The sequence below is a fragment of the Sphingomonas sp. Leaf21 genome, assembly GCF_916858675.1.
Lineage (GTDB): Bacteria > Pseudomonadota > Alphaproteobacteria > Sphingomonadales > Sphingomonadaceae > Sphingomonas.
Map to the genome: position 1 here is coordinate 50,949 of NZ_CAKASM010000002.1, position 24,725 is coordinate 75,673.

30 protein-coding genes and 1 tRNA gene are annotated in these 24,725 nt (G+C 67.8%); 17 read left to right on the forward strand and 14 right to left on the reverse strand.

Annotation, left to right across the window (positions count from 1 at the left end; genetic code table 11):
- Position 1: 1 nt before the first annotated feature.
- Positions 2-1,006 (reverse strand): cobaltochelatase subunit CobS, encoded by a 1,005-nt coding sequence (gene cobS, locus LRP66_RS02770; protein ID WP_058743933.1) that lies wholly within the window; start codon positions 1,004-1,006, stop codon positions 2-4.
- Positions 1,007-1,197: 191 nt separating this feature from the next.
- Between cobS and LRP66_RS02775 the strand changes: the two genes are divergently transcribed.
- A complete protein-coding gene (locus LRP66_RS02775; protein WP_230480989.1) occupies positions 1,198-1,962 on the forward strand; it encodes a VOC family protein in 765 nt (254 codons plus the stop codon).
- Between the two features lie 24 nt (positions 1,963-1,986).
- On the opposite strand, the gene LRP66_RS02780 is transcribed toward LRP66_RS02775, so the two are convergent.
- On the reverse strand, positions 1,987-2,601 hold the full coding sequence (locus LRP66_RS02780) for a J domain-containing protein (protein WP_230480990.1): 615 nt from the start codon (positions 2,599-2,601) through the stop codon (positions 1,987-1,989).
- 41 nt (positions 2,602-2,642) lie between these two features.
- On the opposite strand from LRP66_RS02780, the gene LRP66_RS02785 reads away from it, so the two are divergent.
- The 4 genes from LRP66_RS02785 to LRP66_RS02800 are packed head-to-tail and all read left to right on the forward strand — an operon-like array spanning position 2,643 to position 4,971.
- On the forward strand, positions 2,643-2,939 hold the full coding sequence (locus LRP66_RS02785; RefSeq protein WP_230480991.1) for a BolA family protein: 297 nt from the start codon (positions 2,643-2,645) through the stop codon (positions 2,937-2,939).
- A gap of 4 nt (positions 2,940-2,943) precedes the next feature.
- Positions 2,944-3,636, forward strand: a complete 693-nt coding sequence (locus LRP66_RS02790; protein WP_230480992.1) for a glutathione S-transferase — start codon at positions 2,944-2,946, stop codon at positions 3,634-3,636.
- Positions 3,633-4,079, forward strand: a complete 447-nt coding sequence (locus LRP66_RS02795; RefSeq protein WP_230480993.1) for an NUDIX hydrolase — start codon at positions 3,633-3,635, stop codon at positions 4,077-4,079. The genes LRP66_RS02790 and LRP66_RS02795 overlap by 4 nt, the downstream gene beginning before the upstream one ends.
- Positions 4,072-4,971 (forward strand): pirin family protein, encoded by a 900-nt coding sequence (locus tag LRP66_RS02800; RefSeq protein ID WP_230480994.1) that lies wholly within the window; start codon positions 4,072-4,074, stop codon positions 4,969-4,971. The genes LRP66_RS02795 and LRP66_RS02800 overlap by 8 nt, the downstream gene beginning before the upstream one ends.
- Before the next feature lie 80 nt (positions 4,972-5,051).
- On the opposite strand, the gene poxB is transcribed toward LRP66_RS02800, so the two are convergent.
- The gene (gene poxB, locus LRP66_RS02805; protein WP_230480995.1) at positions 5,052-6,776 is read right to left on the reverse strand and encodes a ubiquinone-dependent pyruvate dehydrogenase; all 1,725 of its coding nucleotides are present in this window, start codon (positions 6,774-6,776) and stop codon (positions 5,052-5,054) included.
- A gap of 300 nt (positions 6,777-7,076) precedes the next feature.
- Here poxB and dinB point away from each other — a divergent pair, with 300 nt between their 5' ends.
- Both dinB and LRP66_RS02815 read left to right on the forward strand, forming a co-directional pair.
- Entirely contained in the window at positions 7,077-8,159 is a 1,083-nt protein-coding gene (gene dinB / locus LRP66_RS02810; protein ID WP_230480996.1) for a DNA polymerase IV, read from the forward strand.
- Positions 8,160-8,229: 70 nt separating this feature from the next.
- The gene (locus tag LRP66_RS02815) at positions 8,230-8,526 is read left to right on the forward strand and encodes a putative quinol monooxygenase (protein WP_230480997.1); all 297 of its coding nucleotides are present in this window, start codon (positions 8,230-8,232) and stop codon (positions 8,524-8,526) included.
- Positions 8,527-8,622: 96 nt separating this feature from the next.
- Here LRP66_RS02815 and LRP66_RS02820 read toward each other — a convergent pair.
- From LRP66_RS02820 to infA, 5 genes are all read right to left on the reverse strand, one after another.
- Positions 8,623-8,698 (reverse strand) — tRNA-Phe (locus LRP66_RS02820).
- Between the two features lie 31 nt (positions 8,699-8,729).
- Complete coding sequence (locus LRP66_RS02825; protein WP_230480998.1) at positions 8,730-8,897, reverse strand: DNA gyrase inhibitor YacG; 168 nt, start codon at positions 8,895-8,897, stop codon at positions 8,730-8,732.
- Positions 8,894-9,844, reverse strand: coding sequence for a ribonuclease (locus tag LRP66_RS02830; RefSeq protein WP_230480999.1), 951 nt, complete (start codon positions 9,842-9,844; stop codon positions 8,894-8,896). Before LRP66_RS02830 ends, LRP66_RS02825 begins: the two co-directional genes overlap by 4 nt.
- Positions 9,837-10,406 carry a Maf family protein gene (locus LRP66_RS02835; protein WP_230481000.1) on the reverse strand — a complete coding sequence of 190 codons (570 nt, stop codon included), beginning with the start codon at positions 10,404-10,406 and terminating at the stop codon, positions 9,837-9,839. Before LRP66_RS02835 ends, LRP66_RS02830 begins: the two co-directional genes overlap by 8 nt.
- A 14-nt stretch (positions 10,407-10,420) precedes the next feature.
- A complete protein-coding gene (gene infA, locus LRP66_RS02840) occupies positions 10,421-10,639 on the reverse strand; it encodes a translation initiation factor IF-1 (RefSeq protein ID WP_007403889.1) in 219 nt (72 codons plus the stop codon).
- A gap of 202 nt (positions 10,640-10,841) precedes the next feature.
- Between infA and hisG the strand changes: the two genes are divergently transcribed.
- From hisG to LRP66_RS02865, 5 genes are all read left to right on the forward strand, one after another.
- Positions 10,842-11,519 carry an ATP phosphoribosyltransferase gene (gene hisG / locus LRP66_RS02845; RefSeq protein ID WP_230481001.1) on the forward strand — a complete coding sequence of 226 codons (678 nt, stop codon included), beginning with the start codon at positions 10,842-10,844 and terminating at the stop codon, positions 11,517-11,519.
- On the forward strand, positions 11,516-12,811 hold the full coding sequence (gene hisD, locus LRP66_RS02850) for a histidinol dehydrogenase (RefSeq protein ID WP_230481002.1): 1,296 nt from the start codon (positions 11,516-11,518) through the stop codon (positions 12,809-12,811). The genes hisG and hisD overlap by 4 nt, the downstream gene beginning before the upstream one ends.
- 131 nt (positions 12,812-12,942) lie before the next feature.
- Complete coding sequence (gene nusB, locus LRP66_RS02855) at positions 12,943-13,398, forward strand: transcription antitermination factor NusB (protein WP_230481003.1); 456 nt, start codon at positions 12,943-12,945, stop codon at positions 13,396-13,398.
- A gap of 44 nt (positions 13,399-13,442) precedes the next feature.
- Entirely contained in the window at positions 13,443-14,348 is a 906-nt protein-coding gene (gene thiL / locus LRP66_RS02860) for a thiamine-phosphate kinase (protein ID WP_230481004.1), read from the forward strand.
- A gap of 79 nt (positions 14,349-14,427) precedes the next feature.
- On the forward strand, positions 14,428-16,389 hold the full coding sequence (locus tag LRP66_RS02865) for an alpha/beta hydrolase family protein (RefSeq protein ID WP_230481005.1): 1,962 nt from the start codon (positions 14,428-14,430) through the stop codon (positions 16,387-16,389).
- A 50-nt stretch (positions 16,390-16,439) separates the two neighbouring features.
- Here the strand turns inward: LRP66_RS02865 and LRP66_RS02870 are convergent, their stop codons facing one another.
- Positions 16,440-17,159 (reverse strand): murein L,D-transpeptidase catalytic domain family protein, encoded by a 720-nt coding sequence (locus LRP66_RS02870; protein WP_230481006.1) that lies wholly within the window; start codon positions 17,157-17,159, stop codon positions 16,440-16,442.
- A gap of 197 nt (positions 17,160-17,356) precedes the next feature.
- Between LRP66_RS02870 and LRP66_RS02875 the strand changes: the two genes are divergently transcribed.
- Entirely contained in the window at positions 17,357-17,962 is a 606-nt protein-coding gene (locus tag LRP66_RS02875) for a L,D-transpeptidase family protein (RefSeq protein WP_230481007.1), read from the forward strand.
- 108 nt (positions 17,963-18,070) lie between these two features.
- Here the strand turns inward: LRP66_RS02875 and LRP66_RS02880 are convergent, their stop codons facing one another.
- Both LRP66_RS02880 and ykgO read right to left on the reverse strand, forming a co-directional pair.
- Positions 18,071-18,730: an HAD family hydrolase gene (locus LRP66_RS02880; protein ID WP_230481008.1), complete on the reverse strand. Its 660-nt coding sequence runs from the start codon at positions 18,728-18,730 to the stop codon at positions 18,071-18,073.
- Between the two features lie 9 nt (positions 18,731-18,739).
- Entirely contained in the window at positions 18,740-18,865 is a 126-nt protein-coding gene (gene ykgO, locus LRP66_RS02885) for a type B 50S ribosomal protein L36 (RefSeq protein WP_003046794.1), read from the reverse strand.
- 187 nt (positions 18,866-19,052) lie between these two features.
- On the opposite strand from ykgO, the gene LRP66_RS02890 reads away from it, so the two are divergent.
- Both LRP66_RS02890 and LRP66_RS02895 read left to right on the forward strand, forming a co-directional pair.
- Positions 19,053-19,673, forward strand: coding sequence for a DUF4136 domain-containing protein (locus LRP66_RS02890; protein ID WP_230481009.1), 621 nt, complete (start codon positions 19,053-19,055; stop codon positions 19,671-19,673).
- Positions 19,674-19,677: 4 nt separating this feature from the next.
- Entirely contained in the window at positions 19,678-20,784 is a 1,107-nt protein-coding gene (locus LRP66_RS02895; RefSeq protein ID WP_230481010.1) for a M14 family metallopeptidase, read from the forward strand.
- A gap of 94 nt (positions 20,785-20,878) precedes the next feature.
- Here the strand turns inward: LRP66_RS02895 and pgmG are convergent, their stop codons facing one another.
- Genes pgmG through LRP66_RS02910 form a run of 3 tightly spaced genes read right to left on the reverse strand, consistent with a single transcriptional unit; the run spans position 20,879 to position 23,388 of the window.
- Positions 20,879-22,276 (reverse strand): phosphoglucomutase/phosphomannomutase PgmG, encoded by a 1,398-nt coding sequence (gene pgmG, locus LRP66_RS02900; RefSeq protein ID WP_230481011.1) that lies wholly within the window; start codon positions 22,274-22,276, stop codon positions 20,879-20,881.
- On the reverse strand, positions 22,269-22,538 hold the full coding sequence (locus tag LRP66_RS02905) for a DnaJ domain-containing protein (RefSeq protein ID WP_230481012.1): 270 nt from the start codon (positions 22,536-22,538) through the stop codon (positions 22,269-22,271). The genes pgmG and LRP66_RS02905 overlap by 8 nt, the downstream gene beginning before the upstream one ends.
- A 22-nt stretch (positions 22,539-22,560) precedes the next feature.
- Positions 22,561-23,388, reverse strand: coding sequence for a division plane positioning ATPase MipZ (locus LRP66_RS02910; protein ID WP_230481013.1), 828 nt, complete (start codon positions 23,386-23,388; stop codon positions 22,561-22,563).
- A 75-nt stretch (positions 23,389-23,463) separates the two neighbouring features.
- Here LRP66_RS02910 and panC point away from each other — a divergent pair, with 75 nt between their 5' ends.
- On the forward strand, positions 23,464-24,306 hold the full coding sequence (panC, locus tag LRP66_RS02915; RefSeq protein WP_230481014.1) for a pantoate--beta-alanine ligase: 843 nt from the start codon (positions 23,464-23,466) through the stop codon (positions 24,304-24,306).
- Positions 24,307-24,381: 75 nt separating this feature from the next.
- Positions 24,382-24,687 (forward strand): hypothetical protein, encoded by a 306-nt coding sequence (locus LRP66_RS02920; protein ID WP_230481015.1) that lies wholly within the window; start codon positions 24,382-24,384, stop codon positions 24,685-24,687.
- The last annotated feature ends 38 nt before the right edge of the window (positions 24,688-24,725 follow it).

Below are 24,725 nucleotides of genomic sequence, written 5' to 3' on the forward strand. Positions count from 1 at the left end.
ATCAGGCGCGGCCGACGACGCTTTCGGGCAGGTCCTTGCCGAAGACGCGCTGATAATATTCCGCCACCAGCGCGCGTTCGTTCTCGTCGCACTTGTTGAGGAAGGACAGGCGGAAGGCGAAGCCCGGATCGCCGAAGATCAGCGTGTTCTGCGCCCAGGTGATGACCGTGCGCGGGCTCATCACGGTCGAGATATCACCGTTGACGAAGCCCTTGCGGGTCATGTCGGCGACGCGGACCATGTTCTCGACCAGCTGCTTGCCGTCGGGCTTGTCATATTCGCCAGACTTGGCGAGCACGATCTGCGCCTCGGTCGCGGCGGGCAGATAGTTGAGCGTGACGACGATGTTCCAGCGGTCCATCTGGCCCTGGTTGATCTGCTGCGTCCCGTGATACAGCCCGCTGGTGTCGCCCAGGCCGACCGTATTGGCCGTGGCGAACAGGCGGAACCACTTGTTGGGGCGGATCACGCGGTTCTGGTCGAGCAGGGTCAGCTTGCCCTCGGTTTCCAGCACGCGCTGGATCACGAACATCACGTCGGGGCGACCCGCATCATATTCGTCGAACACCAGCGCGGTCGGGGTCTGGAGCGCCCAGGGGAGCAGGCCCTCGCGGAACTCGGTCACCTGCTGGCCGTCCTTGAGGACGATGGCGTCGCGGCCGATCAGGTCGATGCGGCTGATATGCGCGTCGAGGTTGATGCGGATGCACGGCCAGTTGAGGCGCGCCGCCACCTGCTCGATATGGCTCGACTTGCCGGTGCCGTGATAGCCCTGCACCATCACGCGGCGATTGTGCGCGAAGCCCGCCAGGATCGCCAGCGTCGTGTCGGGATCGAACACATAGGCGGGATCGAGATCGGGGACGCGCTCATCGGCCTCGGAGAAGGCGGGAACCTCCATGTCGGTATCGATGCCGAACAGGTCGCGCACCGACACCATCTTGTCGGGCGCATCGAGAATCGTCGTATCGCGGCTGTCGGGAAGCGTATTCGGGATGTTGGTCATCAGGCCCTCGTCTCGTCGCTCAACGCCTTAGGCCAAGCGCGGCTCCCTACTCAATGGCAAGGATCGCCAAGAAGCGCGATGCGGGGTCATTGCGGCGGCGGCGTTTCGCGGTCATCCTGCCCCCCGAGTCGGCGCGGAAGGGGCGGTCTACCGCCTTGAAACGGCGCGACGTTTCGAAGGGGACAGGTGATATGGCGAATTTCATCTGGTACGAACTGCTGGCCGACGATGTCGACGCGGCGCAGGATTTCTACGCCCGGCTGCTGAACTGGCAGGTCTGCGACAGCGGCATTCCCGACCGCGACTATCGGATCCTGGCGACGGGCGAGGGCGTGGCGATCGGCGGCCTGATGCAGCGGCCGCCCGGATCGCCCGGCGGGCCGGTTTGGCTCGGCTATCTGCCGGTCGTCGATGTCGACGAATCGCTCGGCGCGATCGTCGAGGATGGCGGGCGGGTGCTGATGCCAGCCTGGACGATGCCGGGGGTCGGGCGGATGGCGCTGGTCACCGATCCGCTGGGCGCGCCCTTCTACATCATGGCGTCCGAGGACGAGCAGACGTCGCGCGCCTTTGCCGAACACGGCACCGGCGACAGCGTCGGTCACGTCACCTGGAATGAGCGGATCGCCAGCGACCCCGACCGCGCGCTCGCCTTTTTCGGGCGGCACTTCGGCTGGGCGCACCAGGGCGGGATGCCGATGGGGGATCTGGGCGAATATCGCTTCCTGGCCGATGGACCGGTGATGCTCGGCGCGCTGATGGGGTGCCCGCCGGGGGGAACGCCGGGGTGGCGTTTCTATTTCTCGGTCGCCGATATCGACCTGGCGGCGGCGCGGGTGAGCGAGGGGGGCGGGACGATCGAATATGGGCCGACGGAAATACCCGGCGGGCAGTATTCGATGTCGGTCCTCGACCCGCAGGGCGCGCGATTCGGATTGGTGGGGCCGCGAATCTGAACATCCTCCCCGGCACGGGGAGGATCAGGCGAACGCCGGGGCCTGGCGGAGTTGCTGGTAGGCCGCGATGACCTTTTGCAGCCGTGCCTCATGGGCACGGTCGCCGCCGTTGCGGTCAGGGTGATAGCGGCGGACCAATTCGCTGTACCGCCGCCGGAGCGCGCTGCGGTCGGCATCCGCCTCCAGCCCCAGCACCTTCAGGCTTTCGCGATCCTGCCCCGATAGCGGCTTGCCGTCCGAACGTTCGGGCGCGGCCTCGCGACGATAGCGGGCGGCGATCGCGTCGAGCGGATCGGAGAAGTCGGCCCAGCGCGGTCCGGGATCGGTGCCGCCTTGCGCGAAGGCGCGCGTTTCGCGTTCCCAGCCCGAATAGGGGCGTTGGGCACGATGGATCTCGTCCGCGCTCATCCCTTCGAAGAAGTTGTAGCGGCTGTTGAACGCGCGGACATGCTCCAGGCAGAACCAGCGGAACTGCCCCGGACCGTCGCCGCTGCGCGCACCCTCCGCCGGCGGTGCCCGGAACTCGCCCGATTCGACGCAGCCCGGATGGTCGCAGGCGCGACCGCTATTCTCGACGCGACCATGAAAGCGCGCACCGGGTTTCGTCCTGGAGGTATCGCTGCTCGACCGACGCGTCACAGTTATCCGCTTTATCCTGAAAAACGGTCTATATAGGGGCCATGACCGATATCACCACCGCCGCCCCCGGCCGGACCGTCGCCGACCAGATCGCCATCCGCCTGACCGAGGCGCTGTCCCCGACCCGGTTGGAGGTCATCAACGAAAGCGCGATGCACAGCGGCCATCTGGGCGATGACGGCACCGGCGAAAGCCATTTTCGCGTCGTCGTGGTCGCACCCGCCTTTGCGGGCCAGTCGCGCGTCGCCCGCCAGCGCATGGTGAACCACGCGCTCGCCGATCTGTTGTCGGAACGGATCCATGCGCTGGCGATCAGCGCGAAGGCGCCCGAGGAGTAAGCGAATGCCCTATGACCTGTGGTACTGGCCCGGCTTGCCGGGACGCGGCGAGTTCGTCCGGCTGACGCTGGAGGCGGCGGGTCTTCCCTATCGCGATCGCGGGCCCGAGCAGGGTGCCGAGGCGCTGCTCGCCGACATGGGCAAGGGCGATCGCCCGCCCTTCGCGCCGCCCTATCTGCGGGTCGAGGGAGAGGCCATCGCGCAGGTCGCCAACATCCTCCACTGGCTGACCGAGCGGCACGATCTGGCGCCAGAGGCCGATCGCGTCTGGCTTCATCAGCTGCAACTGACGATCAGCGACATGGTCGCCGAGGTCCACAACGTCCATCACCCGGTTGCGGTGATGGCCTATTATCACGAGCAGAAGCCCGAGGCCGCTCGCGCCGCCGCCCGGTTCCGCGACGAACGCATCCCCAAATTCCTGCGCTATTTCGAGGGGGCGCTGGGGACGCGCGACTGGATGGCGGGCGACCGCTGGTCGCCGGTCGACACCTCGCTGTTCCAGCTCGTCGCGGGGCTGCGCTACATGTTCCCGAAGCGGATGGCGGCGGTCGAGGGTGATTATCCCGCGCTGATCGCCCTCCATGATCGGGTCAGGGCGCTGCCCGGCATCGCCGCCTATCTGGACAGCGACCGGCGGCAGGCGTTCAATGAGGACGGGATTTTCCGCCATTATCCGGAGCTTGATGCCGCATGACACGCCTGCCCCGCCCCGCTGCGCGGATATTGCTGGTCGACGCGGCCGGACGGACGCTGATGTTCCGTTTCACACCCGACGATCGTCCGCCCTTCTGGTGCACCCCCGGCGGCGCGGTCGACCCTGGCGAGACCTATGAACGCGCCGCGCGTCGCGAATTGCTGGAGGAGACCGGGCTCGACCGCGATTGCGGACCGCAGGTCGCCCGGCGACAGGTCGCATTCCGCACCATCGAGGGTGTCGAGGTGGAGGCGGACGAGCGCTATTTCCGCGTCGATGTCGATTCGCATGACGTGACCGGTGACGGCCATACCCCGCTCGAGCAGCGGGTCATGCGGAGCTGGCGCTGGTTTTCCCGCGAGGAGCTGGCGCGCCACGACGAACCCTATTTCCCGACCGATCTGATCGACTTGCTCGACGCCACGGAGCCGACTCATGTTTGACGATTTCCTGCTGCGCACGTTGCAGCCCTCCACCCATGATCTGGGCGGGTTCAAGGTTCACCGGACGCTGCCCAACAAGGAGCGGACGATGGTCGGCCCCTTCCTGTTCTTCGACCAGATGGGCCCGGCGCAGTTGCAGCCCGGCTCCGGGATCGACGTGCGGCCGCATCCGCACATCAACCTGGCGACCGTCACCTATCTGTTCGAAGGCGCGATCGGGCACCGCGATTCGCTGGGCAGCGATCTGGTGATCGAGCCGGGGGCGGTGAACCTGATGACGGCGGGGCATGGCATCGTCCACTCCGAACGCTCGCCCGGCGAGATGCGGCCGCAGGGGCCGGTGTTGTCGGGCATCCAGACCTGGCTCGCCCTGCCCGAGGCGCAGGAGGAGATGGACCCCGACTTCGAACATGTACCCGCCGAAGCACTGCCCGTGATCGCGGGGCAGGGGGCGACCGCACGGGTCATCATGGGCGAACTCTGGGGCCAGCGGGCGCCGACCACGACCTATGCGGGCACCATCTATGCCGATATCGCGCTGGAGCCGGGTGGCAGCATCCCGATCGACGCGAGCGCCGAGGAGCGCGCGGTCTATTGCGCGCTTGGCGAGGCGAGCCTGGAGGGGATGACGCTGGAGCCGCAGCGGCTCTACATCCTGAAGCCGGGGATCGCGGCGACGCTTCGCTCCGAACGCGGCGGTCGGGTGATGCTGTGCGGCGGCGATGCGTTCACCACGCCGCGCCATGTGTGGTGGAACTTCGTATCCTCACGCCGCGAACGGATCGAGGAGGCCAAGCGCGCCTGGAAGGCCCGCGAGTTTCCGACCGTGCCGGGAGACGATGTCGAGCGGATCGAGATCCCGGAAGTGCCGAAGACGGTCAGCTATCCGTGAAGCCGGGGGCTGGGTGAGGCCCCTTGCCCTCCCCCGGCCCCTCCCGCTTGCGGGAGGGGAGAGGTTTGGGGGGCGTGGCCTCACCGCAGCAGATTCGCCTTGGCCAGCTCGACCACCTCGTCCCCGCGTCCGCTGAGCACCGCGCGCAGCGCGTAGAGGCTGAACCCCTTGGCCTGCTCGGCCTGGATCTTGGGCGGCATGATCAGCTCGAGCCCTTCGGTGACGACATCGACCAGCGCGGGGCCATCATGCGCGAACGCCTCGCGCAACGCCCCCTCCAACGCGTCGGATCGGGTGACCCGTGCGCCGAAATAGCCCATCTCCCGCGCGATCGCGGCAAAGTCCGGGTTCTTCAGTGAGACATTGGCGTCGACATAGCCCGCCGCCTTCTGCTCCATCTCGACGAAGCCCAGCGTCCCGTTGTTGAAGACGACGATCTTGATCGGCAGGCCCATCTGTACGGCGGTCAGCATGTCGCCCATCAGCATCGTAAGGCCGCCATCGCCCGACAGCGATACCACCTGCCGACCGGGAAAGGCGCCCTGCACCCCCAGCGCCTGGGGCAGCGCATTGGCCATCGAGCCATGGTTGAACGACCCGATCAGCCGCCGCCGTCCGTTCATCGTCAGGTAGCGCGCGGCCCAGACCGCGGGCGTGCCGACATCGGCGGTGAAGACCGTGTCCGCATCCGCCAGCCGATCGACCATCGCGGCGACATATTGCGGATGGAGCGGCTTCTCCCCGTCGCGTGGGCTGGCGAGGTCGTCCAGCCCCTTGCGCGCATCGCGATAGTGGGCGCGCGCCTTGTCGAGGAAGCGCCCGTCGCGCTCGGGCCGGACGAGCGGGGTCAGCCGCGCGGCGAATTCCTTCACGTCCGCCACGATGCCCAGGTCGAGCGGCACGCGCCGACCGAGCGCACCCGGATCGCGGTCGACCTGCACCACCTTCGCCTTTTCGGGGTAGAAGTTGCGATACGGAAAGTCGGTGCCCAGCATCAACAGCGTGTCGCACTCCATCATCGCATGATAGCCCGAGGAGAAGCCGATCAGCCCGGTCATGCCGACATCATAGGGATTGTCGTACTCGATCCATTCCTTGCCGCGATAGGCGTGGACGATCGGCGCCTTCAGCGCGGCGGCGAGCGCCACCACTTCGTCATGCGCGCCCGCGGTGCCCGATCCGCACAGCAGCGTGACCGCCTTGGACGCGTTGACCAGCTCGGCGACCTGGCCGACGCTGGCATCGTCGGGCATCAGCCGGGGCGCGGCGAGCGCGGGGAAGGGGACGGCGCGCGTCTCGGGCGCCTTTTGCAGCGCCACGTCGCCGGGGATCACCAGCACCGCGACGCCGCGCTGGCCGATCGCGGTGCGGATCGCACGGTGGAGCAATTCAGGCATCTGCCGCGCGTCCTGTACCATTTCGCAGAAATGGCTGCATTCGCGGAACAGCTCGGTGGGATGCGTTTCCTGGAAATAGGCGAGCCCGATCTCGCTCGACGGGATATGCGCGGCGATCGCCAGCACGGGCACGTGGTTGCGATGGCAGTCGAACAGCCCGTTGATCAGGTGCAGGTTGCCCGGCCCGCAACTGCCCGCGCACACCGCCAGCGCGCCGGTCGCCGCAGCCTCCGCCCCGGCGGCGAAGGCCCCGGCCTCCTCGTTGCGGACATGCATCCACGCGATCTCGCCCGAGCGACGCATGCTGTCGTTGAAGGCGTTGAGGCTGTCGCCGGTCACGCCCCAGATGCGCTTCACCCCAGCCTCGACCAGCGTGTCGTTCAGCAGGTCGGCGATCGTCTTGCTCATCGTCTTCATGTCCATCGCTAGGAAGGGCCATCGGCCACCGGATGCGCAATGAACGTTTCGAGCGCGGTTCGCTTCCGGGCGAAAGAAACAAGCGCGACTGCAGTTTCTGCAACCGGCCCTTGGCAGGTGGGGCTTCTAGGCCGGATCGACGTTCAACCATGCCTGTCCTTCCCTCACCCCTCGTGGAGGGGAGAGGAGAGAATAAGCTGAATGTTGATCGGCCCCAGGCTAAGCGACCGGATATCCGCGCGAAATCCGGCGACGTGTTCACAATTCGTTCTGCCTGCGTTAAAGGGGCGCATGACGGTGCGCAAGATCATCCACGTCGACATGGACGCCTTCTTCGCGTCGGTCGAGCAGCGTGACGATCCGTCGCTTCGCGGTCGGCCGGTCGCGGTCGGCCATGCCGCCGCACGTGGCGTGGTGGCGGCGGCCAGCTACGAAGCGCGCAAGTTCGGCGTTCGTTCGGCATTGCCCTCGGTCACCGCGTTGCGCCGCTGCCCCGACCTGGTCTTCGTGCCGCCGCGCTTCGAGGTGTATCGGGACGTGTCGCGCCAGATCCACGATGTCTTCGCGCGCTATACCGACCTGATCCAGCCGCTCTCGCTCGACGAGGCCTATCTGGACGTGACCGCCGACAAGTGTGGGCTCGGGACCGCGTGGCTGACCGCCAGGGCGATCCGCGCGGACATATTGGCGGAAACCGGGCTGACCGCGTCTGCCGGGGTTTCGTACAACAAGTTCCTGGCCAAGCTCGCCTCCGATCATCGCAAGCCCAATGGCCAGTTCGCCGTGACCCCGGAGATGGGCGCGGACTGGGTCGAGACGCTGCCCGTCAGCCGCTTTCACGGTGTCGGGCCGGTGACGGCGGAGAAGATGAAGCGGCTGGGGATCGAGACGGGCGCGGACCTGAAGGCCAAGTCGCTGTCCTTCCTGCAACAGCATTTCGGCAGCGCGGCCGAATGGTATCACGCGATCGCGCGGGGGCAGGATGATCGCCCGGTCAATCCCAACCGGGTGCGCAAGTCCTCGGGATCGGAGACGACCTTCGACCGCGACCTGACCGAGCCGGGGGAGATCGAGGCCGGGGTGCTGCGGATGGCGGACGATGTCTGGCACTGGTGCGAGGCAAGGCAGGCGTTCGGGCGGACCGTCACGGTCAAGGTCAAATATGCCGACTTCCACCAGATCACACGCCGCCGCAGCCAGCCGACGCCGGTGACGACCCAAGAGGGGTTGCACCGTGCCGCGATCGACCTGATCCGATCGGTGCTGCCGACGGAGAAGGGCATACGCCTGGTCGGCGTGACGGTGTCCAACTTCGCCGATACGCGGACCGAGGCGGCGAGCGAGCTGCCCATCTTCGTGGAGGCGGCGGCATGATGCCAGGCGCCACCAGGGGCCGCCTGGCGACAGGATGTGCCGCAAACCCCATCGACAAGGCGCCAATGTCATGACCGCCCCTGTGAAGATCATCGCCGTCCTGACCGCCCGCGCGGACGCTGTGGAGGGTCTGCGCCAGTTGCTCGACGCCATGCTGGTCCCCAGCCGCGCCGAGCCGGGCAACCTGCGCTACGACCTCTGGCAGGATCAGGGCGACGCCAGCCGGTTCGTCCTCGACGAGCTCTACACGGACATGGCGGCCGTCACCGCCCATCGCGCGACGCCGCACTTCGCGCGGTTTCTCGACCATATCGAGGATCTGGCCGAGCGTGTCGCCTATGTCCTCGATCCCATCGCCACGACCTGACGGGGGGCGGGTGGGCCGAAGGACGGCCGACGCGGAACCACGCGCGTGCCGACGCTTGTCAGTGTCGCTCTATGCGTTTGACGATGTAGGGGAAAATGGTGCCCAAGGGCGGGATCGAACCACCGACACTGCGATTTTCAGTCGCATGCTCTACCAACTGAGCTACTTGGGCCCACACCGCGATTGCGATTGGAGGCGTGCCTTTAGGGGTGGTTTTCGCCGGTGTCCAGCCCTTCCTCGTCACTTTCTTTGACGGGAATGCGATAACCGTCGCCCAGCCATTGCAGAAGGTCCCGATCCTTGCATCCGCGGGAGCAGAAGGGGGCGTGCTCGGCGGCGGTCGGCTTGTCGCAGATGGGGCAGGTGGTCATGAGCGTTCCAGTTGCAGGGGACGGCCGGTGCGGCGTTCGAGCGTTTCGCGCCAGTCGGGATGCGCCATCAGGCGATCGTAAATGGCGGCGGAGACGCGGTGGACCGGCGTGGCGCCGGGCGGCTCGCGCTCCCATTGGCGCAGCAGGGCGCGGGTCCGGGCACCGATGGGGTCGATGCCCAGCCGCTCGGGGATCGAGGCACGCGGGCGGGGCCGCACGATCTGCAGGAAGCCGAAGCCGTTGACCGCCGTCCGCTCGAAGGGAAGGGGGAGACTGGCGTCGAGCGCCTCCGCCACCGCCTGGCGCGGCCCCCTGCCCTCCAGCGTCGGGAAGTCGATCCCGATCGATCCGCCGATGCCGTGGCGAAGGATCGCCTCGGCGACCGCGCGTGCGGCGGCGATGGACAGCGGCTCGTGCGGGGGCGATCCGTCGACGTCGAACAGCGTCATGGCGGGGGTCGGCGTCATGCGCAGCACGCCGGGGCCGAAGCCGATCTCGCCGGTCACCGCCTCGTCGAGCAGTTCGGACCAGCCTGCCGCTTCCAGATCGTCGGGCTGGTGCGGCAGGAGTTCGCGGACGGCGATGCCGCTCGCCATGATCCGCGCGCGCAGATCGGGACCGGCGGCGGGCAGGGCGTCTTCGGGCGCGACGACCGCCTTGGGCAGCTTGGAGCGGCCGCGTTCGGGGATCGCCTCCCGGCTGACGAGGACGGTCAGCGTCGAGCCTTGCGTCATCCCCCCGGGCACGGGCGACAACAGCACGTCGCCGCCCGTCGCCAGCGTCACCCGCCCCTGTCGACCGGGGCGCAGCTCGACCAGCCGTCCGGCCGCGACCGTGCCCACGGTCAACGTCCCGGTCAGCTCGATCGCGGCCTGGACGATCCGGCCATCCTCGACCAGCGCGGCGCGCGCCTCGCCGATTCCGGCCTCATAGAGCCATTCAGACAAGCGGCAGCCCGGCCGCCTTGAGCAGCGCGCGCGTCTCGAACAGCGGCAGGCCGATCACGCCCGAATGGGACCCTTGCAGGAAGCGGACGAACGCCTCGGCGCGGCCCTGGATGGCATAGCCCCCGGCTTTGCCCAGTCCCTCGCCGCAGGCGATATAGGCGTCGATCTCGTCGTCGCAGAGCGGCTTGAACGCGACGATCGTGTCGGCCAGCCGGGTACGCGCCTTGCCCGTGGCGTCGATGACGCACACCGCCGACAGCGCGTGATGCCGCCGCCCGGAAAGCAGGCGCAGCAGCTTGCGCTGCACATCCTCGGTCTCGGCGGGGGGCAGGATGCGGCGGCCGACGGCGATGGTGGTGTCGCCCGCGACGACGATCTCACCCTGGGCACGCTCCACCGCGTGCGCCTTCTCCACCGCCAGCCGCAGCGCGTAGACACGCGGAAGCTCGGCGGGGCGGGGTGCTTCGTCGATATCGGGCGAGGCGGTGCGGTCGGGCACGACTCCCAGTCGCGCCAGCAGGTCGCGGCGGCGCGGGGAGGATGATGCAAGGACGACCGGCATGGTGGGCCGTTCGCTCACTTGAAGCGGTAGGTGATCCGGCCCTTGGTCAGGTCGTAAGGCGTCAGCTCGACGAGCACCTCGTCGCCGACCAGCACGCGGATGCGGTTCTTGCGCATCTTGCCCGCCGTGTGCCCCAGGATCTCGTGATCATTCTCGAGCTGGACGCGGAACATCGCATTGGGGAGCAGTTCCACCACGCGGCCGCGCATCTCGAGCAGTTCTTCCTTGGCCAAAAAATACCTCGGTTCGTCGTGTTATAGGGTATGTCGAAGAGGCGCCGCCATAGCCGCAAAGCCGCCAAAAGGAAAGGCGTGGCCGATTCGATGGCTGATATGGGGTGATGTGGCTGGCGCGACAAGGCATTCGGCACGGCGTCCGGCTCGGGCAGGATAAGAATTGCGATCCATCCCGGGGGTGGGTAAGCCCCCGATCCTCATGCCCCCGATATCCTCCGCACAGCCGCTGATCATCGCCGTCCCCAAGGGACGCATCCTGGCCGAGGCGTTGCCGCTGCTCGCCGCCGCCGGGATCCGGCCAGAGGCGGCCTTCACCGACAAGGACAGCCGCGCGCTGCGCTTCGCGACCGATGTCCCCGGCATCGAGCTGATCCGGGTGCGCGCCTTCGACGTCGCCACCTTCGTCGCGCATGGCGCTGCGCAACTGGGCATCGTCGGGTCGGACGTGCTGTCCGAATTCGGCTATTCCGAACTGTACGCGCCGGTCGACCTGCGGATCGGCCATTGCCGCATCTCGGTCGCCGAACCCGCGGAGATGGCGGAAAGCGACGATCCGCGCGGGTGGAGCCATGTCCGCGTCGCGACCAAATATCCGCACATCACCAGCCGCCATTTCGCCGCGCGCGGGGTGCAGGCCGAATGCGTCAAGCTGAACGGCGCGATGGAGCTGGCCCCCACGCTGGGGCTGGCGCCGCGCATCGTCGACCTGGTGTCGTCGGGCCGGACGCTCAAGGAGAACGGGCTGGTCGAGGTGGAGGTGATCGAGGAGGTCACCTCGCGGCTGGTGGTCAACCGCGCCGCGATGAAGACGCGCGCGCAGGTGGTGCCGCTGGTCGAGGCGTTCCGCCGCGCTGTGGCGGAAAGGGACGTCGCATGATCCGGCTCGATACGCGCGACGCGGGCTTCGCCGCCGCCTTCGACGAACTGGTCGACGCCCGGCGCGAGAGCGACGCCGATGTCGCGCGCGACGTGCAGGTGATCCTGCGCGCGGTTCGCGACGATGGCGAGGCGGCGGTGGCGGCCTTCACCAAGCAGTTTGACGGCCATGACCTGGCGGAGAGCGGCTGGCGGATCGAACCGGCCGACTGCCGCGCGGCCTATGAGGCGCTGGAGCCCGAGCTGCGTCACGCGCTCGACCTCGCCGCCGCGCGGATCCGGGCGTATCACGAGAAGCAGAAGCCGACCGATACCGACTATGTCGATGCGCAGGGCGTCCGCCTGGGTGCGCGCTGGACGGCGGTGGATGCGGCCGGGATCTACGTTCCGGGCGGGCGCGCGGCCTATCCCTCCTCGCTGCTGATGAACGCGATTCCGGCCAAGGTGGCGGGCGTCGAGCGGCTGGTGATGGTCACGCCGACGCCCAAGGGCGAGATCAACCATCTGGTCCTCGCCGCCGCGCATCTGGCGGGCGTGGACGAGGTGTGGCGCGTCGGCGGGGCGCAGGCCGTGGGCGCGCTGGCCTATGGTGCAGGCCGTATCCAGCGGGTCGATGTCGTCACCGGCCCCGGCAATGCCTGGGTCGCGGAGGCCAAGCGCCAGGTCTATGGCATGGTCGGCATCGACATGGTCGCCGGCCCCTCCGAGATCGTCGTGGTCGCGGACGGCAAGAACGATCCGGACTGGATCGCCGCCGACCTGCTGAGCCAGGCCGAGCACGACACGGTCACCCAGTCGATCCTGTTCACCGACGACGCCGACTTCGCCCAACGGGTCGCCGAAGCGGTCGACCGCCAGATCCCCGAACTGGCCACCGCCAGCGTGGCGCGCACCGCCTGGGACGCGAACGGCGCGATTATCGTGGTCGAGTCGCTGGAGGCCGCGATGCCGCTGGTCGACCGGCTGGCGCCCGAGCATCTGGAGCTGGCGGTCGACGATCCGCAGGCGTTGTTTGACCGGTTGCGTCATGCCGGGTCGGTGTTCCTGGGCCGCCATACGCCCGAGGCGATCGGCGATTATGTCGCGGGGCCCAACCATGTCCTGCCCACCGGCCGCCGCGCGCGCTTCGCCAGCGGGCTATCGGTGCTCGACTTCATGAAGCGGACGAGCTTCCTGGGGCTGACCGAGACGGCGCTGGCCGAGCTGGGTCCGGCGACGGTGGCACTGGCTTATGCCGAGGGGCTGCCCGCCCATGCCAAGTCGGTGGCGCTTCGGTTGCGGCTGAATCGGTAGCTTGGGGTCGGCCCCTCCCCATCGGAGATGGGGAGGATCGGGGTCGGACCTTGGCCGTCGAGTTCGCCCCGCACGCCCCACGGATACCAAAGGGCGTGACGGATCGGTGACAGCCCGGTAAAGGCCGCCGGATGACTCGTCCTCCCGCCCGTACCCAGGCGCGCGCCGCCGCGCGTCTTGCTGCCGTCCAGGCCCTGTATCAGCACGACATGGAACAGACCCCGCTGCCCACGCTGCTCCATGAATTCCACAATCACCGCATCGGCGCGACCATCGAAGACGTCGAATATGCCGAGGCCGACGTCGATTTCTTCGACGATATCGTCAAGGGCGTCCAGGCGCGGCTGGGCGAGATCGACCGGATGATCGAGGACAAGCTGGCCACCGGTTGGACGCTCAACCGGCTGGACAAGCCGATGAAGGCGCTGCTCCGTGCGGGCACCTACGAACTGATTGCCCGCCGCGACGTACCGGTGGGCGCGGTGATCAGCGAATATGTCGACGTCGCTCACGCCTTTTACGAAAAGCGCGAGGCGGGCTTCGTCAACGGCCTGCTCGACGCGATCGCCAAGGTCGCTCGGGCCTGATCCTCCGCTCCGTTTCGCTTATCTCCTGACCGAACGGGGCCCCGATGAACGAAACGGATTTCCTCGCCGCGCTCCGCCGGATGCCGCTGCACCCCGGCGCGCGCGGGCTGGTGGACGACGGGGCGGTGATCGACGCAGGCCCGCTGGTCGTCACCACCGACACGCTGGTCGAGGGGGTGCACTTCCTGCCCCATGACCCGCCCGCCGATGTCGCGTGGAAGCTGGTCGCGACCAACCTGTCCGACCTCGCCGCCAAGGGCGCGCTGGTCGAGGGGGTGATGCTCAACTATCCGCTGGGCGACGCCGCCTGGGACCGGGCGTTCCTGGATGGCTTTGGCGCGGTGCTGACCCGATTCCATGTCCGCTTGATCGGCGGGGACACGGTGTCGTTGCGCGGCCCGCGTGTCCTGACGCTGACGGCGTTCGGGCGCGATGCGCCAGCGCCTGCGCGCGACGGGGCGCGGGCGGGCGACGGCCTGTGGGTCACGGGCACGATCGGCGATGCGGGCCTGGGGCTGGCGATCGCGCGACGCGGCTATGGCCCGATCGCCCTGCGCGATGCCTATCGCCGCCCGCTGCCACGCCTGACCGAGGGGCGGGCGCTGGGCCCGGTGGTCGGTGCGATGATGGACGTGTCCGACGGGCTGCTGATCGACGCCGTGCGGATGGCGCGGGCGAGCGGGGTGTCGGTGGCGATTGATCTCGACGCGGTGCCGATGTCGGCGGAGGCCCGGGCGCATGGCGGCGACGACCGCACCGCCCGAGTGGCGGCGGCGACGGCGGGGGACGATTACGAGCTGCTCTTCGCCATGCCGGGCAGCGCCGTCCCGCCAGTGCCCGCGACGCGGGTCGGTCGCTTCGATGCGGGCGAGGGGCTGTCGCTCCACGACGCGCAAGGGCCCGTTCCCCTGCCGCCCCGGCTCGGCTTCGAGCATGGTCCGGGACACTGAAACCCCCTTTCGCTGAGTCGCCAGGGTGATATCCATACCCGACCGGGCCTTTGGGAGATGGTCCGGCCAGGGGGGATATATGACGATCGGTAGGATGTGGATGCTGGGTGCGTCGATGGCGGCGCTTGTTCTGTCGGCATCGACCGGCCGGACCCAGGAACCGGCAAAGCCCGCGACACCGGGCATCGCCAAGCCCGGTACGCTGCCGGTCGAGGCCTTCGCCGCCTTGCCCGAAATGGAGAAGCCGTCGCTGTCGCCCGATGGCACGCGGATCGCGGGCAAGCGCGGGTTGAACGGCAAGCAATATCTGGTGGTCGTTCCGCTGATCAAGGATCAGGGCAAGACCGCCGTCGTGCCGCTTGCCGAGAAGGTCGACGTCAATTGGTGGCGCTGGGTCAATGACGACTGGCTGCTGGTCGGACTGGGGGCCAAGCAGGTGATCCAGGGCGAGGAATATTATGTCACCCGGATGCTCGGCATCTCCGCCGACATGACCAGGACGACGCGGATCGACTGGGACCGGTCGGGCTTTCGCGCCGACGAGGTGCTGTGGGTCGCCAGGGACGGCAGCCCGCGCATCCTGTTCGCCAAGCAGACCGGCATCTATTCGATGGAGGACGTCTATCCCTCGGTGTTCGAGGCCGATGTATCGACCGGCAAGGTGAAGCGGATCGCCTCGGGGCAGCCCGATGTGTGGGACTGGTATGCCGATGGCCAGGGCCAGTTGCGGATGGGCATCCGCTACAGCGACACGACGCGGCAGAAGTCGCTGCTCTATCGGCGGACCAACGGCGAGTCGTTCCAGACGATCGCCCGTGCCAATGGGCGCAAGGACGAATCGATCCTGGTGCCGAGCATCTTCCGCGCGGACGGCACCGCGCTCGCGATCGATGACAGTGACGGCTTCGACTCGCTGTACGAGGTGACGCTCCCCGACCTGAAGCTGGGCCGCAAGGTCAGCGATCTGGCGGGCTATGACATCGACGGGATCATCGCGAACGAGACGGGCGACGACATTTCGGCGATCCGTTACACCGACCAATATTATCACGATGCCTGGACCGATGCGCGAATCAAGGATTTGCAGGCTCAGGTCGACAAGGCGGTGGCGCCGCGCCGGGCGGAGATCATCTCCTGGAACCGCCAACGCACCCGTTTCCTGATCCGTGTCGCCGGGCCAACCACCCCCGGCGCGCTCTATTACTGGGATACGGAATATGGGAACATGCAGTTCCTCGCCTGGGACAATCCGCAGATCAGGGGACAGCGGCTGTCGCCGGTCCGCACCCTGCGCTATCCCGCACGCGACGGGACGCAGATCGAGGCGGTGCTGACGCTGCCGCGAGGGCGGGGCGACCGGAACCTGCCGTTGATCGTGATGCCGCATGGCGGCCCGTTCGCGCGCGACGCCGAAAGCTGGGACTGGTGGAGCCAGTATCTCGCCGAGCTGGGCTATGCGGTGATCCAGCCCAATTATCGCGGGTCATCGGGCTATGGCACCGCCTTCGCGCAAAAGGGGCAGGGCGAATGGGGCCTCAAGATGCAGGACGATCTCGATGACGCGGTCGCTTGGCTCGCGGCGCAGGGGATCGCCGACAGCAAGCGGGTGTGCATGGTCGGCGCATCCTATGGCGGCTATGCCGCGATGCGCGCGGCGCAGCGCGACGGCAAGCTGTACCGCTGCGCGGTGTCCTATGCGGGGGTGTCCGATCTTCAGTCCATGAAGCGCTATGACTCGCGCTTCCTGTTCGGCAAGACGCGCGCCGACTGGCTTCACAAGCAGGCGCCCGACTATCACGCCGTCTCGCCACGCTTCGGCGCGGCCAGCATGACGATGCCGCTACTGATCGTCCACGGCAAGGAGGACAAGCGCGTGCCGGTCGACCAGTCGCGGATGATGGTCGCCGCGCTCAAGGCGGCGGGCAAGCCGGTCCGTTATATCGAACAGCCGCTGGCCGATCACCACTTCACCCGGTCGGAGGATCGGCTGGAATTCCTGAAGGCCATGGCGGCCTTCCTGGCGGAGCATAATCCCGCCTGACGTCGCCGACGGCCCCTGCCCGATTGGGGAAGGGCCGTCCGTGATGGCAATCAGACCTTGGCCGCGTAGATCATCCGGCCGGGGCCGAGATTGGCGAATACGAGGTCGAGGTCGTTCTCGCCGACCGCGAAACAGCCCTGGCTGCGGCCCAGCATCCCGTGGGTGCGGATCATGTCGCTGTTGGCGTACCAGGCCGAGTGGACGACGATCGCGCGGCCGAGCGCGTTGTCGTTGGTCGGGTCGAGCCCGATCAGGCGCTGCGAGCGGCCATGCTTGCCGACATAATAGTCGTCGGTCAGGAACGCCCCCTCGCTGCTCGCGTTCGAATTGAACGCGTTGGAGAAGCGCTGGAGATAGCCGCTGTGCGACGGGTCCGAGCCGCTGCCGTGCGAGACGAGCAGCGAGGTACTGTGCCCGCTGACCAGATCGACCAGGTGCAGGCGTGGTTCCGACGAGCCGACGGCGAAGTCGACGATCGCCATACGGTCGCGCTGCCGCACGCGGCTGCCATGCTGCTGGAGCGAGGTCATCGCCGCGCGCAACAGCGCCGGACGGACGACCCGCGACGACGCGAGGATCGGTTCCGCCGGAATGGGCGAGGCATAGGTCGGATGATTGGGCAGAGGTGGCTGGCGCATCGGCCGCAAATCGCCGGACGTCAGCCGTCCCTGCGCACCTGCCGCCCCCGGAACCGCAAGCGCACCAGCCAACACCAGCGCGTTCTTCAACAGCGCGCGCCGACCCGGCGCAGCGTCCAGATTATCGAGCATCGTGATCCTTCAAACCCCAGAAATCCCGCTTCACCTATGTAGCAGAGCAAGGGTCGTTTTTCTGCCCATCCCGGCTCGCTTGATCGCTTGGTTCCATCGATTCGGCGAAAGTTCCGTCTCAGGACAAAAAATTTCGCTCGGCACTAAATATGTATTGACGGGTTTAAGATTTTATGAACTCGCCAAGGAAAAGCGATATGAAGGCTTTCGCTTTGATTGCCCTGCTCGGCGCATCGACGCTGGGTTTTGCCGCTCCCGCCATGGCCGCCGATGACGGGCCGGGCACGGTCGCGATCGCGGATGCCGCCGCGGCCCTGGCCCCCAACCGCTTCGTCTGGGCCGATTCGCAAGCCACGGCCGTCGACCCCGTGGTGCAGCCGGTGACCGTCGTGATCAGCCTCCCCATGCAGCGCGCCTATGTCTATCGCGGCGACGCGATGATCGCCGCCGCCTCGGTTTCGACGGGCAAGGACGGCAAGGACACGCCGACCGGCGTGTTCCCGATCCTCCAGAAGCGCGAGATGCATCGCAGCAACCTCTATAACGCCGCGCCGATGCCGTTCATGCAGCGGCTGACCTGGGACGGGGTGGCGCTGCACGCGGGCAACAATCCGGGATTTCCCGATTCGCACGGCTGTATCCGACTGCCGACGGCCTTTGCGAAGAAGCTGTTCTCGATCACGTCGGTGGGTACGACGGTGATCGTTACCGACGAGATGGTCGGCGATCATTTCGATCCGGCGCTGCTGGCGACGCCGACGTCGCAGGCGGGCGCGGATCAGTTGGCGTCGCTCGATCGGTGAGGTTCGGGCGCGGCCCTTCGACTTCGCCCAGGCTGATCGGGGCAGGGACGCGCGCATCACCCCTGCGTTCGCGTTGACGGAGGCCGACGCGCGCGGGGTGCCCCTCGGCTAGGCGACCACCCCCAACGCCCGCAATTGCGGACGCAACGTCGCCTCGTCGGTGAAGTGCAGCGCGTGGATTCCCATCGCGGCGGCGGCTTCGATATTGGCGCGACTGTCGTCGATGAACACCGCCTGCGACGGCTCCAGCCCGAACCGGGTGAGCGCGAGGCGGTAGATGGCGGGGTCGGGCTTCACCAGTTTCTCGGTCCCCGACACGACGATATCGCGGAAACGGTCGAACAGCGCCGCCTCGCGCATCCGGAAGGGCGGCCAGAATTCGTGGCTGAAATTGGTGATGGCGAACAGCGGCACGCCCGCCAAATCGAGTTCGGCGACCAGTTCGTGCATTCCGGGAATCGGATCGCCGATGCTCTCGTTGAAGCGCGGGCCCCAGGCGGCGATCAACGCGCGATGCTGCGGGTACAATGCGCTGAGCTCCGCCGAGGTGTCGGCGAAGTCGCGGCCCGCATCATGCTGGAAATGCCACTCGGTGGTGACGACATCGCGCACGAACGCATCGAGCGCCCGATCGTCCGCGATCAGGCGCCGATACAGGATCCGGGGATCCCAGTCGTACAGGACGCGACCGACGTCGAAGATGACGGCGGTCGGCCGATCGCCACGCGTCGCGGACGGCACGTCCGCCACGATCGGGTTGATCGGCATCAGGGCAGATTAGCCCTGGCGCGCCTTGAAACGACGGTTGGTCTTGTTGATGACATAGGTGCGGCCGCGACGGCGGATCACGCGGTTGTCCCGGTGACGATCCTTGAGCGACTTCAGGGAATTGCGGATCTTCATGATCGATTCGCTTCTTTTGAACTGGAGGGTGATCTGGAAAGCGTCGCCGCCTAGTGGCAAAGGGTGTCCAAGTCAAGATTGTGGCGTGACATCGGGGTCAGGTTGCACCCCGCCTCTATCGCCGCAGGATCAACCCCCATATGTCATGCGTTGCCCAACCGAAACATCCTCCAAGGTGCTCCTGCCCATGAAAGCCCGTTCGCTTCTGATCCTCGCGGCCGCCGCCGGAACGCTCGCCGCCTGTTCCACCACGGGCGGGCGGTTGCCGCCGACCGATGTGATTCGCTATCATCTGGGCGAGCCGATCGCGCGCGGCACGGTGCGGGTCGAACCGCTGTCCAATACTGGCCCCGCCAGCATCGAGTTCAAGACCTATGCCGCGGCGGTCGAGACGGCGCTGCTCCGCAACGGCTATTCGCTGCCCCAGGGTGACGCGCAGCCGGACTTCATCGCCACCGTCGCCTTCACCCGCGCCAACCGGCTCGGCCCGCCGCGCCCGTCGCCCTTCTCGGTCGGGCTGGGCGGCGGCGGCTTCTCGGGCGGTCGCGGTGGCGGCGGTGTCGGCCTGGGCGGGGGGCTGAGCTTCCCGATCGGCAAGAGCCGTCCGCAGGAGCTGATCGGCACCGAGCTGTCGGTCCAGATCAAGCGCCGCGCCGACCAGTCGCCGATCTGGGAAGGCAGCGCGCGCAACATCGCGCCGGTCCAGGCGATCGCCCGCATCGATGCGCAGGCGCAGGCGGCGAAGCTCGCCGATGCGCTGTTCACCAAATTCCCCGGCGAATCGGGCCGCACGATCGAGGTGAAGTAAGGGCATGACGCTGACCATCAATGCCGCGTTCGACAGCGGCAACATCCGCGTGATCGCGATCGAGGGCGACCGCGTCGATCTGGAGATCGTCCGCGATCAGGATTCCGACTTCTATCAGTGGTTCTATTTCCGGGTCGGCGGCGCGAAGGGGCGCACGCTGACCTTCCGCATCCTGAACGGCGCGGGATCGGCCTTTCCGCAGGGCTGGCCCGGCTATCATGTCCGCGCCTCGACCGATCGGCAGGACTGGCGGATGACGCCGACCGGCTATGCCGACGGGGTGATCGAATGGCAGTGGACCGGCGAGAGCGATCTTGCCTGGTTCGCCTATTTCGAGCCCTATACGATGGAGCGGCACAACGACCTGGTCGCGCGGATCGCGGGGAAGGGCGTGCATCACGAGGAGATCGGCCAGAGCATCGACGGCCAGCCGATCGATTATTTCCGGATCGGCGACGGCGCCAGGCAAGTGTGGCTCTATGCCCGCCAGCATCCGGGCGAATCGATGGCCGAATGGTGGATGGAGGGTGCGCTCGACTGGCTGACCAGCCCGGCGGCGGCGCCGCTGCTGGCGGCGGCGACGGTGCATGTCGTCCCCAACATGAATCCGGACGGCACGCGGCGCGGGCATCTGCGCACCAATGCCGTCGGCGTGAACCTCAACCGCGAGTGGCACACGCCGAGCCTGGAGCGCAGCCCGGAAGTGCTGTGCGTGCGCGACCGGATGGACCGGACCGGCGTCGACTTCGCGATGGACGTGCATGGCGACGAGGCGATTCCCGCCAATTTCATCGCGGGGTTCGAAGGCATCCCGAGCTGGACCGACGCGCATGGCGCCAAATTCTACGAGTTTGGCCGTCGCCTGGCCGGGCATACGCCCGACTTCCAGACCCAGATGGGCTATGACAAGGCGGGCGCGGGCAAGGCCAACCTCTCCATGTCCACCAATCAGGTCGCCGAGCGGTTCGGCGCGGTGTCGGTGACGCTCGAAATGCCGTTCAAGGACCATGATCCCAATCCGGATGCGGTGCATGGCTGGTCGGGCGCGCGCTCGGCTAAGCTGGGCGTGTCGTGCCTGGAAGTGCTGTCGGAGATGATCGGGGAGATCTGATCGGGGGGCGGGGGCCTTGGTCCCCGACCTTCGGGATTTCCTGGGCTCTCGACCTCGCTCGGCCTGAGCGACGTCGAAGGGGCCATGCCCCGCGCTACCGCCGCACCCCCTGTGTCGACAGGTGCCGGTCGAGATCCGCGAGCACGCGCGCCAGACCGGCGTCGTCCCCCGCCTCCGCCCGGACGGTGAGCGCGGCCTGGGTATTCGACGCGCGGAGCAGCCACCAGCCATCCGCCGTCCGCACCCGCACGCCGTCGGTGTCGTTGACCACCGCCCCCTCGGCGCGAAGCGCGTCGGCGACGCGTTCGACGATCGCGAACTTGTCCGCCTCCGCCACCGTGATCCGGGTTTCGGGGATGTCGACCATGGCGGGCATCGCGCCGCGCAATTCCGTCATCGACCGCCCGGACAGATGCGCCGCGCGGATCAGCCGGATCGCGGCATAATGCGCATCGTCGAAGCCGTACCATTCGCCCGCGAAGAACATGTGCCCCGACATCTCGCCACCCAGCGGCGCGCCCGTCTCGAGCATCTTGGTCTTCATCAGGCTGTGCCCGGTCTTCCACATCACCGGCCGCCCGCCCAGGCCCTGGACATGATCGAACAGCGCCTGGCTGGCCTTCACGTCGGCGACGATCGGCGCGCCGGGATGCTCGGCCAGCGTCGGTCCGGCGAGGAGCATCAGGATCTGGTCGCCCCAGATCACCCGGCCCTGGCCATCGACCGCGCCGATCCGGTCGCCATCGCCGTCGAAGGCGAAGCCGAAATCCAGCCGCTTCTCGGTCACCAGCGCCTTCAGCGCGTCGAGATTGGCCTCGACCGTCGGGTCGGGGTGGTGATGCGGGAATCGGCCGTCGACCTCGGTGAACAGCGTGTGATGCTCGCCCGGCAATCGCCGGACCAGCGCCTCGATCACCGGCCCGGCGGCGCCGCTGCCGCAGTCCCAACCGATACGGTAGCGGCCCCCGGCATAACCCGCGATCAGCCGGTCGACATAGGCGTCGAGTATGTCGACCGACTCGACGCTGCCCGTACCCGTCGTCCAGTCGCGCGCGGCGGCCATGCGCGCCAGGTCCTGGACGTCGTCACCGAAAAAGGGGCGATGGCGAAGCACCATCTTGAAGCCATTGTCGTCGCGGGGATTGTGGCTGCCCGTCACCTGGACGGCGCCGTCCACGCCCAGCGTCGCCTCGGCGAAATAGACCATCGGGGTGGGGCCCAGGCCCAGCCGGACGACGTCGACGCCGCTTTCGGTCAGCCCCCCGACCAGCGCGGCCTCCAGCGCGGGCGAACTCAGTCGCCCGTCGCGGCCGACCGCCACGCGCGTGCCGCCCGCGCGCCGCACGCGGGTCGCGAAGCCCCGCCCGACGGCATAGGCCGCGCCCTCGTCCAGTGTCTCGGGCACGGTCCCGCGCACGTCATATTCGCGGCAGGCGCTGGGATGGATCGCGGCGATCCGCGCCGCCCCCAAATCACCTCGCGCATCACCCATCGCGGCGCGCCAGCAACAGGTCGCGCGCGGCGTTGACCCGGCGCGTCAGATCGGCCGAGCCGCCGCGATCGGGATGGACCTGATTCACGAGCCGCCGATGCGCCTGCCGGATCGCGTCGACATCCGCATGTGGCGGCAGGTCGAGGATCGCCAGCGCCTCCGCCTCGTCACGCGGCAGGCGGGGCTTGGGAGCGGGCTTGGCGGGGCGGGGCATATAGCGCCACACCAGCCAGATCACCGCCAGCGCGATCAGCCATTTCACGCGAGGGCGACCCGGCGTCGCGTCATGCCGCGGTGCTAGGGGCGGTGCTGGCCGGGGCGCTGCCCTCCTCCGCCCACGCTTCGGGCAGTTGCAGCGCGGCCATCATCTCGCGCAGTTCCTGCCGCGCGGCGACATGGCCAAGCCCCATCGCACCGAATTCGCGCGCGTCGATCATGGTCAGGCCGTTGGGGAACATCTCGCGATAGATGACGCGCTCGCCCAGGCCCGGGATCACGCGGAAGCCGACGCGGCGCGACAATTGGGTCAGCGCGTCGGACACGCGGCGCATGTTGCGCGCTTCGATATGCTGGAGCCGGTTGCGCAGCACGACCCAGTCTATCGTGGTGCCGTCCGCCCGCGCGCGCTGCTTGCGCGCGTCCCAGATCAGTTCGGAATAAAAGCTGGGGCGGGTGACCTGAAACGTCTCGGGATCGACCTGGCCGATCAGGTCGAAGTCGACGAAGCTGTCGTTCATCGGCGTGACCAGCGTGTTGGACAGCGCCGCGGCGGTCCGTGCGAAGTGGTCGTCGCGACCCGGCGTATCGACGATCAGGAAATCGGCATCCTGCTGGAGGCGGAACCAGAGTTCCTCGAACCCCTCCTCGGTCTGGCTGCTGTGCGTCGCATGGATCGGCATCGGCAGGCGGTGGCCGGTGCGACGAATCGTCTCGGCCCGATTGTCGAGATAACGCCCCACGGTCCGCTGCCGGTGATCCAGATCGAGGCACGCCACGCGCGCGCCCTTCGCGGCCAGGGCGATGGCGACATGGACCGCCGTGGTCGATTTGCCAGTGCCACCCTTTTCATTGGCAAATACGATCACATGGGTTGAAGATAGCCGTTCCGGCAACTCGTCGCTTCCTTATTGATCCCCGTTGGCTCCCTACATAGAAGCCCTGGGCCTGGGGAACGAGGGGTAAAATCAGTGCAAGTCATTCGGGATCGCGAGGCCTTGGTTGCGGCGCTCGCCACGATGCGTGCGGACGGCGCGCGCGTGGCGCTGGTGCCAACGATGGGCGCGCTCCATGCCGGTCATATCGCATTGATCGAGGCGGCGAAGCGGCCGGGGACCAAGGTCGTCGCGTCGATCTTCGTGAACCCGAAGCAGTTCGGGGCGGGCGAGGATCTGGGGCGCTATCCCCGGCGCGAGGGATCCGACCTGCGGATGCTGACCGAGGCGGGATGCGATCTGGTGTGGATGCCCGGCGTCGAGGACATGTACCCCGAGGGCCATGCGACGACCATCCGGGTGTCGGGCGTCAGCGAGGGCTTTGACGGCGAGTCGCGCCCCGGCCATTTCGACGGCGTCGCCACCGTCGTCGCCAAGCTGTTCAACCAGATCGGCCCCGACGCCGCCTATTTCGGCGAGAAGGATTTTCAGCAGCTGGCGGTGATCCGCCGCATGGTCGCCGACCTGGACATGCCCGTCGAGGTGGTGGGCGTGCCGACGCAGCGCGACGATGACGGCCTCGCCCTGTCCTCGCGCAACATCTACCTGGATGAGGAGCAGCGCGCCAAGGCGGTCGCCCTGCCGCGCGCGCTGGGCGTCGCCGCGCGTGCCATCGGCCGGGGCGAGGATGTCGCGACCGTTCTGGCCGATGCCCGCGCCACGCTGGCCGCCGCCGGGTTCGAGGTGGATTATGTCGCGCTGGCCGATGCCGAGACGCTGACACCCGATCCCGCCGCCGATCGTCCCCGCCGTCTGCTGGCCGCGGCCCGCATGGGATCGGCCAGACTGATCGACAACATCGCTATATCGGATGGTTAACGAGTTAACGAATTTGTGACCGTTGTGGTCATAGGCTGATCCCCGGACACAGGAGGTCCGAAAAAGGGGTAGGATATGGCCAATAGCAGCAAGTCCGCGCTGTTCCTGATGGAAAGCCGGTATGACGACGCAATCGAAGGCGATGACGGCGCGACCCTGTACGATCTGGGCGTCGCATGTTCGACCGGTTCGAACGGCAGCGGCATCGACCTGATCGCCGCGCACAAATGGTTCAATCTCGCGGCGGTCGCGGGCTTCCTGCCCGGCCAGATCGCACGGGCCGAGATCGCGAGCGACATGACCATGCGCGAGATCGCCGAAGCGCAGCGTCAGGCGCGGGCTTTCCTCAACGGCATGTCACACCAGCTTCGCGCCGCCTGAATCGGCACGGCTGCTCCCCCGGCGCCGACCCTCTGCAA

What these genes read in the sequence shown, in the direction of transcription:
- cobS (WP_058743933.1), bottom strand. Translation starts at nt 1,006, where the DNA reads ATGACCAACATCCCGAATACGCTTCCCGACAGCCGCGATACGACGATT.
- LRP66_RS02775 (WP_230480989.1), top strand. Translation starts at nt 1,198, where the DNA reads ATGGCGAATTTCATCTGGTACGAACTGCTGGCCGACGATGTCGACGCG.
- LRP66_RS02785 (WP_230480991.1), top strand. Translation starts at nt 2,643, where the DNA reads ATGACCGATATCACCACCGCCGCCCCCGGCCGGACCGTCGCCGACCAG.
- LRP66_RS02790 (WP_230480992.1), top strand. Translation starts at nt 2,944, where the DNA reads ATGCCCTATGACCTGTGGTACTGGCCCGGCTTGCCGGGACGCGGCGAG.
- LRP66_RS02795 (WP_230480993.1), top strand. Translation starts at nt 3,633, where the DNA reads ATGACACGCCTGCCCCGCCCCGCTGCGCGGATATTGCTGGTCGACGCG.
- LRP66_RS02800 (WP_230480994.1), top strand. Translation starts at nt 4,072, where the DNA reads ATGTTTGACGATTTCCTGCTGCGCACGTTGCAGCCCTCCACCCATGAT.
- poxB (WP_230480995.1), bottom strand. Translation starts at nt 6,776, where the DNA reads ATGAGCAAGACGATCGCCGACCTGCTGAACGACACGCTGGTCGAGGCT.
- dinB (WP_230480996.1), top strand. Translation starts at nt 7,077, where the DNA reads ATGACGGTGCGCAAGATCATCCACGTCGACATGGACGCCTTCTTCGCG.
- LRP66_RS02815 (WP_230480997.1), top strand. Translation starts at nt 8,230, where the DNA reads ATGACCGCCCCTGTGAAGATCATCGCCGTCCTGACCGCCCGCGCGGAC.
- LRP66_RS02825 (WP_230480998.1), bottom strand. Translation starts at nt 8,897, where the DNA reads ATGACCACCTGCCCCATCTGCGACAAGCCGACCGCCGCCGAGCACGCC.
- LRP66_RS02835 (WP_230481000.1), bottom strand. Translation starts at nt 10,406, where the DNA reads ATGCCGGTCGTCCTTGCATCATCCTCCCCGCGCCGCCGCGACCTGCTG.
- hisG (WP_230481001.1), top strand. Translation starts at nt 10,842, where the DNA reads ATGCCCCCGATATCCTCCGCACAGCCGCTGATCATCGCCGTCCCCAAG.
- hisD (WP_230481002.1), top strand. Translation starts at nt 11,516, where the DNA reads ATGATCCGGCTCGATACGCGCGACGCGGGCTTCGCCGCCGCCTTCGAC.
- nusB (WP_230481003.1), top strand. Translation starts at nt 12,943, where the DNA reads ATGACTCGTCCTCCCGCCCGTACCCAGGCGCGCGCCGCCGCGCGTCTT.
- thiL (WP_230481004.1), top strand. Translation starts at nt 13,443, where the DNA reads ATGAACGAAACGGATTTCCTCGCCGCGCTCCGCCGGATGCCGCTGCAC.
- LRP66_RS02865 (WP_230481005.1), top strand. Translation starts at nt 14,428, where the DNA reads ATGACGATCGGTAGGATGTGGATGCTGGGTGCGTCGATGGCGGCGCTT.
- LRP66_RS02870 (WP_230481006.1), bottom strand. Translation starts at nt 17,159, where the DNA reads ATGCTCGATAATCTGGACGCTGCGCCGGGTCGGCGCGCGCTGTTGAAG.
- LRP66_RS02875 (WP_230481007.1), top strand. Translation starts at nt 17,357, where the DNA reads ATGAAGGCTTTCGCTTTGATTGCCCTGCTCGGCGCATCGACGCTGGGT.
- LRP66_RS02880 (WP_230481008.1), bottom strand. Translation starts at nt 18,730, where the DNA reads ATGCCGATCAACCCGATCGTGGCGGACGTGCCGTCCGCGACGCGTGGC.
- ykgO (WP_003046794.1), bottom strand. Translation starts at nt 18,865, where the DNA reads ATGAAGATCCGCAATTCCCTGAAGTCGCTCAAGGATCGTCACCGGGAC.
- LRP66_RS02890 (WP_230481009.1), top strand. Translation starts at nt 19,053, where the DNA reads ATGAAAGCCCGTTCGCTTCTGATCCTCGCGGCCGCCGCCGGAACGCTC.
- LRP66_RS02895 (WP_230481010.1), top strand. Translation starts at nt 19,678, where the DNA reads ATGACGCTGACCATCAATGCCGCGTTCGACAGCGGCAACATCCGCGTG.
- pgmG (WP_230481011.1), bottom strand. Translation starts at nt 22,276, where the DNA reads ATGGGTGATGCGCGAGGTGATTTGGGGGCGGCGCGGATCGCCGCGATC.
- LRP66_RS02920 (WP_230481015.1), top strand. Translation starts at nt 24,382, where the DNA reads ATGGCCAATAGCAGCAAGTCCGCGCTGTTCCTGATGGAAAGCCGGTAT.